The sequence below is a fragment of the Pseudolactococcus yaeyamensis genome (genome assembly GCF_054658615.1).
Map to the genome: position 1 here is coordinate 1 of NZ_BAAGGP010000107.1, position 7,473 is coordinate 7,473.

A 7,473-nucleotide genomic window follows, 5' to 3' on the forward strand; every position below is an offset into this window, starting at 1 on the left:
TTTGGCTCATCGTACTTATTTGAAACAAGTAAATAAAAGGGTTAGTGTCAAGCAGAATCTATTGAAATGCTTGGTGAATGAGAAGATATTGACTGACGTAATAAAAAGTTTATGAAACGACCGTGATATGAAGCTTCTGATATTTTGGGTACAAAAAAACTAGGGTGCTCGGAGTCAGTCTCAGCAAGCACCCTAGTTGGTAGACGAGATTTGCTTTAATCATAACAGGTTTGATTGAAACAAATTTCTATAAGAACCATCTTATCAATTTATTAAGTTTTTGTCAACCTTTTTTGCTTAAAAAAAACATGAAATTTAGCAAACTCAGTCTGAGGCATTAAACGCCCTTTCGAGAATAGCCTAGACCAATAAATGTGCCAAATCTTGAAAAAATGATGGATAAGATGTTTGAATCGCTTCTGAACGTTCTAGTATCACTTCGCCATTTTCGACTAATAATGCTGCAACTGCTGCGGTCATACCAATGCGATGGTCACCACGTGTGTTAATTGTGGCACCATTCAGCTGTGATTTGCCATTGATGATCATACCGTCTTCCGTCGGTGTAATATCAGCACCCATAGCATTCAGCATATCAGCGACTACCTGAATTCTGTCAGTCTCTTTAACTTTCAACTCTTCAGCATCTTTAATCACTGTCATGCCATTGGCTTGCGTTGCAAGCAAGGCAATAACAGGCAGCTCATCAATCAAACGTGGAATAATATCGCCTGAAATTTCAGTCGGATTCAACTCTGACGTTTTCACTGTCAAGGTCGCTGACTTAGCAACTTCATCCACATCAGAAATCGTTAAATCACCACCCATGGCTTGGATGACTTCGATAATACCAGTCCGAGTTTCATTGATACCAACATTTTTCAAAGTAATTTCACTGTTAGGTACAATCAAGCCTGCTACCAAGAAAAAGGCTGCACTTGAAATATCACCAGGGACCGTCACGTCGGTCGCTGTAAAGCTTTGTCCACCTTTGACACGGATTTCTTTTCCATTGATAGAAATCTCGCCGCCGAATTGTTGAATCATATCCTCAGTATGGTTACGTGTCTTTTCTTTTTCAGTGATAACTGATTCACCGTCTGCCTGTAAAGCGGCAAAAATCAAGGCAGACTTAACCTGAGCTGAAGCAACTGGTAAAGTATAGTTAATCGGTGTCAAATGATCAGAACCTGTGATTTTAAGCGGTGGTAGATCGCGATCTGTTTGTCCTGAAATATCTACTCCCATTTGGCGCAATGGTATCGTCACACGATCCATGGGTCGTTTGGAAAGCGAATCATCACCGAACATCTCAGCAGAAAAAGGCTGTCCAGCCAAAACACCTGAAATCAGTCGGATTGAGGTGCCTGAGTTACCCATGTCCAGCCGATTTTGTGGCGCATGAAACCCCTCAAAGCCTACACCATAAACCAACACTTCATCTCCATTATCTTCGATTTTAACACCTAATTCACGAAAAACAGCCATGGTAGAAAGTACGTCTTCGCCGCATAAAATATCATGGATTTTCGTCACGCCTTTTGCGAGCGAGCCGAACATGATTGAGCGATGGCTGATTGATTTATCGCCGGGAACCTTGAGCTTGCCGCCAAGTCCCGTCGCATTTGTCTGCAATTTCACTGTTATCTCCTTATTTTACATTTTCCTTAAAATTTTTCTATTTCATTATCTTTTTCAGAATACTCATTTAAAATATTATTGAAATTTTCCAACAATATTTTAAAACCTGAAAAATCAACATCTTTATAATTTAAAGCAATATACTTTGAAAATTTGTCTTTACTATAAAAAATTTTTCCATTATAATCTATGCTACCATCAAAGTTAACTTTTGTATTTATAAATAGATTCTCTATTTCTGATTCTGTAAAAAAATCTGAAGGGTGATTATTCGTAAGCAGAAAAAAATTTTCTTTTAATTGCTGATAATTTTTCTCTTTAATATGTTCTAACAAATTATTACTTAAATTTTTATTATCATTCACGAATTTTTGAAGTGGTTTTCCTTTGACTAACTCATTGTCTAATAATAATATAACTGGAAATGTTGGTTTTCTATAATTTTTAAAGTACTCATTATAGCCATTGTTATTTCTGATTTTTTTGTAGAGATTATTTATAGGAGCTGAACCCTCTTTAGCAAAATCTAGTATATTTGAGAGCAGTTCACTTCTCCGCAAAAAGTGTATTTTGAAATTAAATCCTTTTTCATTTTTTTCAATTAATTTAGGGAATTCTGTATGTAAATTTTTTATTGCTGCTTTTAAATATATCGGATCAGTTTTTCCTTCACAAACAATAACTGGTTTTTTATTTGCATAAAAATATTTATAAATTAAAAATCTTTCATATTCTTTCAAAAAACCTGTATTACTACTTTTATTGTGCTTGTAAACTTGATATATAAAATCAAATCTTCCTGATAATTGTTCAATAGATGCACTTTTTCTTTTATCAGTAATATAAAAATCTTTATTATTATATAACCTATATGCCATTGAACGTGTACTTCTATAGTACTCACGTTTTATATTAACTTTTTCATTTACTAAAAGACCCGTTACTTCTTGTCTTTGACTCTTATATAAAAGGCGTGTTTTTGAGTGATTAATTTTAAACCCATTTTTTTGAATAATATATTCGAGCTCTCTAAAAAAATGCTCGTAGTTATCTAAAAAAGTTTTTTGATTTGTTGAAAAAGTTAAATCATCTGCATATCTTGTATAAAAAAGTTTATATTTTTTTACTAGATTAAGGATTTTTAAATCCATAAAATTACATATTAAGTTAGTAATAACTGGTGATGTTGGCGCGCCTTGTGGAAGTTTTCCTTCGTAACAGCAAAGATTTGATATCATGTAAGCAACTTTTTCCGGCAATTGGAAATTTTTATTTTTTATAAAAAATCCTGATACTCTGCCAAAATGAAAAGAATTAAAAAAATCATGCAAATCAATATTTATCACATATCTTTTACTTTTATGTTTTTCTGCATTTGTTAGTATACTTTTGTTTTTTTCAAAACCATGTGATACTTGATTTTCTTTGAAAGACGCAAACTTCTCTCTTCCTTTTTCCTCTTCAAGTGATACTTCTGGATATTTCTGTTGAAATCTTTCCAACAAAATTTCAGATTGGCAATCAATCAGAAAAAGAGCAATTCTTTTTTGAATACCTTTTAATTCTTTTATTGGAGAATTTATTTCCCTAAATCCCCCTGATTTTTTTAAAATATGAAATTTAACATATTTTCTACTATCTTGTTTATTCAAAAAATAAGTTAATTGCTTATATTCTAAATCTAATTCTACCGCTAAATCACGCGGTACTTCTATATTTTTTATTTTATTTATCATAATTTTTATACAAAAAAACATGTAGCAACCATTATACAAAATTTACGGAAAAACCACGTCTCAATTTCTCTATTGAGGAAATGAAATTTAACATATTTCATAACTTTGCTAAAACAACTTGCGAATCACAAGCTAAAAATCTAACTACATGCTAACTTTATTATACCATACTTTTACTGGTAAACATCATAGCTGGCATTTTCCAAAATCAAACGCTTGGCGGTCGCCTGATCATTTTCCGTCTTAAAGGTGATCTGCAAAACACCATTAAGCTCAACGCGCGTCTCATTAATCTTAATATTAATAATACTGAGATCATGCCCCGCAAAATATCCCAAAACCTCGTGAATCACGTCCGACTTATCCGGCACACTGATAAAGAGATCATAGAAATTCTCCATCGCCCCTTTGTGAATGGGCATCTGAGCTCTGAGCTTGCGTGCATTGTCGAAAAAATCCCAGATTTCAGCGCTCTGTCTTTGCAGCAACAACTGCTTAACATCCGCTAGTTTCTGACTAAATTGTTCGATTTGATAGACAATATTATCTGGATTAGACATTAAAATTTCAGTCCACATATCAGGCGAGCTTTCTGCTATCCGAGTCATGTCTCTAAACCCACCTGCCGCAAGATTTTTGGTAAAAGGCATGATAGCTGCAAAATCGTGGGCGTTATCGACTAAACTCGCAGCGACAACATGTGGGAAATGACTGGTAACAGCCGTCATCGCATCATGCTCTTTTGCTGTGAGTTCGATAAATTTTGCCCGTGTGTTGACAAGGACTCCTTTAAGTTCTTCGAAATCTGCTGGTTGTGATAAAACCGACGTCGTTAAAATGTAATAGGCATTTTCAAACAAAAGTTCATCAGACGCGATGACACCTGACTTATGTGAGCCTGCCATGGGATGACCACCGATAAATCGAATGGCCTTGCCTTTGAAAATTTCTTCCGCAGCCGTGACAATCTCAAGTTTGGTCGAGCCCGAGTCTGAAATCAGGACATTTTCTTTCAAGGGTAATGTCGCTAAGGTTTTCAAAAACTGGATGGATAACTGGACCGGAAAGTTCAAGATGATCACATCCGCTTTGATAGCTAATGCAGCAAAATCATCGGATACTTCGTCCACAATCCGCTCTTGAATGGCAAAATCTCGCGGTTCCTGACTGCGATTATAAGCAGCAACATGATAGTCTGGATGACCAGACTTAATCGTTCGCGCAAGCGAGCCACCAATGAGCCCTAAGCCTGCAATTAAAATATTTTTTTCTGGCATTTTTTTATCTCCACCATGAATTATGGTCAATACAGTTACGAGTGCTATCATTTGCAGCTCAATATTCTTTTTATAGCGTGTAATATCTGAAATAAAAGACTCCATATCCCCAATAGTATTGTATGGACAATTAATTTTAACAGTTTTCGAATTGTTCATCATAACATCAATACCGTAATATGTTGTTGTACTTCTAGAATCATAGCCACTATTACTAACTTTCGAATAAACACTTTCTTCAGATAATGATATTTTTTTGATGTCATATAATGGTAGCCTGATAAATTCGGATTTACTTTCATAATAACACAAGCAACCGTCCTCAATAAAGACTTCTGTCCAGTTTACTATTTTAATTAAGTAAAAAAATATACAAACAAAATAAAACACTAACTAGAATCCCACTTATAGGTAATAGCACTAATAAAATACAACTGAGAATAAAAATAAACGCAGCTGTCAAAAAATAATTGATAATAGGTCGTTTTAATTTTGGCAATTTTATAACCCAACTTTGATTCCCAAAATACTCATTTTTTCTTCAAATCCCAACCAAACAATTTATATTTATAATTTAAAGTCTGCGCGATAAACGCTTCAACATCACGAGCTGCAACCAAAGAAACCGGGATATTAATTCTTGTTTTATCTTTAAATTGAATTTTTAAACCTGCAGCAGTATCATAGCCACTTTCATTGTGTACATCATTATCATGACGTTCTAAAAACAGATAGTCAGCATTTTTTAAGGAGACAGATTTTAGATCTCGTTTCGGAAAAAACGGCAGATAATTATCATGATAGTACAAATAATCACCTTCAACATAAACTGCAATAAACTTGGTCATGATATATAAATAAAACAGATAGCTAACAGAACAAACTAGTAATAAAATTAATAATACTCTTCCATATACAAAATCTACGGATTTTATATCAATTTTGGGTAGTTTTTCTAAAGATATGATGAAACACAGTAGAGCAATCGTAATTGATACTGGTGCCATAAGATTAAATTTTAAAGTTGGTGCTTCTAACTTTGATTCCTGCATACTACAATTTCACCCAAGCAGACTCATGCTTCTCAAAGCCAATATGCGGATAATATTCTGCTGCTTGCGGTGCGGCTAGCAAGACGATTTTAGCCATTGGAGCTGCTGCTTGTATCTGCTCAATTAACTTTTGCCCAATACCTTGACGCTGGTAATCTGTTCTGACCACTAAATCTGACAGATAAGTCGTATAGGAAAAATCTGTCAAAGCACGAGCGATACCGACTAATTCACCTTCTGACCAAGCGCTAATGACGAGATTGCTATTTTCAAACATTTCTGTCATTCTTACCTTATCATCAACTGGTCGCCGCGTAGCAAAAAAAAGTCGAATCTTTATAGACATCAATCACATCAGTTATTGCTAAATCATTCCCTATTTTATAAGTAATCATATTAAAATCCTTTAATATAGTCGTTATGACGCGCGATATTTTCCTTAAGTTCAGCCATATTATCTGAGGCAAATTTTTCTAAAATTTCTGCTGCTAAAACGGTCGCAACAACGTGTTCCGCAACCACTGCCGCTGCCGGCACTGCGGTCGGGTCTGAACGTTCAACTTGTGCTTGATAAGGTTCGTGATTTTCGGTATCAACTGACATCAAGGGTTTGTAGAGGGTTGGGATAGGTTTCATGACACCCCGAACAACTACTAATTCTCCATTAGTCATGCCACCTTCAAAACCACCTAGGTTATTTGATTTACGGGTATAACCGTCAGTTTCTGACCAGACGATTTCATCCATGATTTGGCTACCGGGTTGATAGCCTGCATCAAAGCCAACACCAAACTCGACACCTTTGAAAGCATTGATAGAGACAACTGCTTGGGCGATTTTGGCATCTAATTTTCTGTCCCATTGCACATATGACCCTAGACCGACTGGCAGACCACCCGCAACAACTTCAACGACACCACCGATGGTATCGCCGTCTTTCTTGGTTTTATCAACTAAATCTTTAATGTCTTGTTCACGCTCTGGATTGACGATAGAAACTTCTGATTCGCTAGCGCATTGACGAATTTCTGCAACCGTTAGATTATCTGGTACCTCAACTTCAATGCCTCCAAAAACCGTCACATGACTGGCAACGTCAATATCAAGTTCAGCCAAAAGCCGCTTTGCCACGGCACCGATTGCCACACGCATCGTTGTTTCCCGCGCACTTGAGCGTTCTAGAACATTTCGTAAATCAGTAAAGCGATACTTCATACCACCGACTAAATCGGCATGGCCCGGACGGGGTTTGGTCAGCTTACGCTGTGATTTGAATTTGTCTTCGACGTCATCAGCACCCATGATGTTGGTCCAATTTTTAAAGTCTTTGTTAGTGACGTCTAACGTGATAGGGCTCCCCATAGTCACGCCATGACGAACACCAGATGTCATTTCGACCGTATCACTTTCAATCAGCATACGACCACCACGACCATAGCCACCTTGGCGACGTTTCAACTCAAGGTTAATATCTTCAGAACTTAAAGGCAGCCCCGCAGGGACGCCCTCAATAATCGCCGTTAAACGCGGTCCGTGACTTTCTCCAGCTGTAAAATATCTCATGATTAATCTCCAATTTTCAGAATATTATATCTAATTATACCAAAAAACTAGGACTTTTCCTAGTTCCACTTACTTACAACCACGGTCGTTTCATAAATTAGTCTTGAAAAATTAACCAAAAGTGCTACACTGCCATTAGGAGAACAATATGACACTACAAGAAAAATTTATGATTATAGAAGATTCACGAGATGAAAGATACGT

Annotated in this window: 6 protein-coding genes; all 6 read right to left on the bottom strand. The window is 36.0% G+C overall.

From position 1 onward, the window contains the following. Nucleotides 1–360: 360 nt before the first annotated feature. The 6 genes from aroA to aroC all read right to left on the bottom strand — a co-directional run bounded on the left by aroA (nucleotide 361) and on the right by aroC (nucleotide 7,269). Nucleotides 361–1,641, bottom strand: a complete 1,281-nt coding sequence (gene aroA, locus ACYQ21_RS13985; RefSeq protein WP_460059150.1) for a 3-phosphoshikimate 1-carboxyvinyltransferase — start codon at nucleotides 1,639–1,641, stop codon at nucleotides 361–363. A 26-nt stretch (nucleotides 1,642–1,667) separates the two neighbouring features. Further along, entirely contained in the window at nucleotides 1,668–3,377 is a 1,710-nt protein-coding gene (locus tag ACYQ21_RS13990; protein WP_460059151.1) for a retron Ec67 family RNA-directed DNA polymerase/endonuclease, read from the bottom strand. Between the two features lie 173 nt (nucleotides 3,378–3,550). Beyond that, entirely contained in the window at nucleotides 3,551–4,654 is a 1,104-nt protein-coding gene (locus tag ACYQ21_RS13995) for a prephenate dehydrogenase (RefSeq protein ID WP_460059156.1), read from the bottom strand. A gap of 530 nt (nucleotides 4,655–5,184) precedes the next feature. Continuing rightward, nucleotides 5,185–5,706 carry a hypothetical protein gene (locus tag ACYQ21_RS14000; protein WP_460059153.1) on the bottom strand — a complete coding sequence of 174 codons (522 nt, stop codon included), beginning with the start codon at nucleotides 5,704–5,706 and terminating at the stop codon, nucleotides 5,185–5,187. A gap of 1 nt (nucleotide 5,707) precedes the next feature. Then, a complete protein-coding gene (locus ACYQ21_RS14005; protein WP_460059154.1) occupies nucleotides 5,708–5,992 on the bottom strand; it encodes a GNAT family N-acetyltransferase in 285 nt (94 codons plus the stop codon). Between the two features lie 110 nt (nucleotides 5,993–6,102). Then, a complete protein-coding gene (gene aroC / locus ACYQ21_RS14010) occupies nucleotides 6,103–7,269 on the bottom strand; it encodes a chorismate synthase (RefSeq protein ID WP_460059155.1) in 1,167 nt (388 codons plus the stop codon). Nucleotides 7,270–7,473 lie beyond the last annotated feature (204 nt).

Excerpts from the sequence above, each read along its gene's own strand:
- ACYQ21_RS13990 (WP_460059151.1), bottom strand. The coding sequence starts at position 3,377 with ATGATAAATAAAATAAAAAATATAGAAGTACCGCGTGATTTAGCGGTA.
- ACYQ21_RS13995 (WP_460059156.1), bottom strand. The coding sequence starts at position 4,654 with ATGCCAGAAAAAAATATTTTAATTGCAGGCTTAGGGCTCATTGGTGGC.
- ACYQ21_RS14000 (WP_460059153.1), bottom strand. The coding sequence starts at position 5,706 with ATGCAGGAATCAAAGTTAGAAGCACCAACTTTAAAATTTAATCTTATG.
- ACYQ21_RS14005 (WP_460059154.1), bottom strand. The coding sequence starts at position 5,992 with ATGACAGAAATGTTTGAAAATAGCAATCTCGTCATTAGCGCTTGGTCA.
- aroC (WP_460059155.1), bottom strand. The coding sequence starts at position 7,269 with ATGAGATATTTTACAGCTGGAGAAAGTCACGGACCGCGTTTAACGGCG.